Annotated in this window: 2 protein-coding genes; both read right to left on the reverse strand. The window is 70.5% G+C overall.

Annotated features, from left to right (window positions below; all coding sequences use genetic code 11):
* A partial coding sequence (locus VF662_RS03260) for a PAS domain-containing sensor histidine kinase (RefSeq protein WP_464137645.1) occupies nt 1–1023 on the reverse strand: 1023 nt, incomplete at its 3' end.
* Nucleotides 1020–1944, reverse strand: a 925-nt coding sequence (locus VF662_RS03265) for a DUF2336 domain-containing protein (RefSeq protein WP_464137648.1), incomplete at its 5' end; no start/stop codon positions are given. The genes VF662_RS03265 and VF662_RS03260, both read right to left, overlap by 4 nt.

The following is a 1944-nucleotide window of genomic DNA, read 5'->3' on the forward strand; positions in this document are numbered from 1 at the left end:
CTCCGTCGGCTTGTCGATGCGCACGTTCCGGCCGGAGGCGCGGACCGCGAGCAGGCCGGCGGCTCGGCGGGCGACGTCGGCGAGGTCGATCTCGTCCGCTTCCGGCCTGAAGTCCGGCCGCTCGATCGCCTGCAGGTCGACAAGGTCGTCGACGAGTGCGAGCAGGTGCCGGCCGGCGGCGGCGATGTCGTTTGCGTAGCCCGCATAGTCGCGGCGGAGCGGACCTTCGGGCTGGGCGCCGATCGTCTCGGCATTGGCGATGATGTGGTCGAGCGGGCCGCGAAGGGCCTTGTCGAGCCGCTCGCCGAAGGCGGAGGTGTCCTCCACCGCCACCGGCTGCAGCGGCCCGGCGGGTGCGGCGGCGATGCGGGTTGCGGAGCCGCGGAAGCCGGCAAAGCGGCCGGCGCCGTCGATCAGCGGCACTCCGGCGAGGCGGTAGCGGCTGCGCGCGCGAATCCGAAGCTCGGCCTGCTGATCATCGAACCTCTTCTGAGCGGCGAGCGCAGTCAGGATCGGGAGTGAGCCTTCCTCGCCTTCGACGAGGCGGAACAGGCGGGTGAGGTCCTTGCCGAGGAGATCGGCGGGCGACTTGCCGACCGCGGCCGCTCCGGCCGGGGAGAGGCTGGTGAAGCGCAGGCGCTCGTCCGTCTCCCACATCCAGTCGGCGGCGGCGCGGAGGAAGTCGGCGTCGCGCTCGGCCTCCGACGCCTCGTGCGGCGGGCGTGCAGGCCGCTCGGTCCAGTTGAGAATGGTGAGATCCACTCCCCCCTGGCTCGGCTCGGCCCGGATCCAGAGATCGATATCCATATCGGCGTCGGCGACCATCACCGCCCGGGAGATCACGATCCCGAGCCGCCTCGCAAGCCGCGCAAGCGCCGCCACCTGCGGAAGCGCGAGTACGCCCCCCTCCTCGCCCCCGGCTCTCAGGTGCAGGCCGGCGAGGTCGGAATCGGCGGCGACAAGGCGATCCTCATCGTCTATGCGGCCGCGGATCGAGCTCAAGGCGGGTTTCCGCTCGCTCATGCGGCGATTTCCGCAAGCGCTTCGCGGTAGAAGGAGTCCACCTGCCAGAGCCGGAGCGCAGCGCGCGCCGCCCCTACGGAGGTAACGTCGAACAGATCGAGCTGGGATGCCACCAGGTCTTCGGAGGATGTGAGGCCGAGCAGGATCGATCCGGCCTGCTCCCGGCCAAGGTCCGCGGCCTTCAAGAGCAAGGGCGCGCCGCGCCCGCGAGGGTCGGAAACGATCTCCCAAGCACCATCGCGGCCGAGCGATGCCCGGACGGAGATGAAGGCGAGGAACAGCGGCAGCGACCCTTCCCTAAGGCTGCGCTCGATCAGGTCGTCATCGACGCGGCCGAGCTGTTCCAGGCGCCGGGCGAGCCGCATGCAGCGCGCCTCGAGGCCGTCGCCCTCGTCATAATCCGCGAGCAGGCACTCGGCGGCGGAAACCAGCATCGCGTCGGCGTCGGCGGCAGGCACGCCGTGGCGGTCGATCATATAGGCGCGGAGCGCGGCCGCGACCCGCCAGGCGAGCCGGTGCTCGAGCTCGGCGGGAAGCTCCGTACGCGCCGCGACCGGTTCGCCGAAGCCGTCGAAACGGCGGCTGTGCGCGATCAGGATCGCCATCGCCTGCTCCGAAACCTGCTCGTCGTCGTCGCGAATGAGCTCGAGGAGGAGCCCTGCTTCGCCGTTACCGCGGCTGCGGGCGAGCCGATGCTCCTCGGTGCGTCGGATGAGAACGCCAACGAGCGGCGGCTCGGCATGGGCGCCGGATCGCTCCAGTATCGGAGCAGCAATAGCGACATGGGCGGATGTCAGCGCGGCGTGAAAAGCCTCGTTCGCGAGGGTATGCGGGGCATCGGCAAGGCCGATGCGGAGATTGTCCTCGACGGTCCGAACGACCTTGGCGAGAAGCCCCGAGATGGTCGCCCGCTGCCATTCC

It is taken from the genome of Allosphingosinicella sp. (assembly GCF_036387215.1).
Taxonomy (GTDB): domain Bacteria; phylum Pseudomonadota; class Alphaproteobacteria; order Sphingomonadales; family Sphingomonadaceae; genus Allosphingosinicella.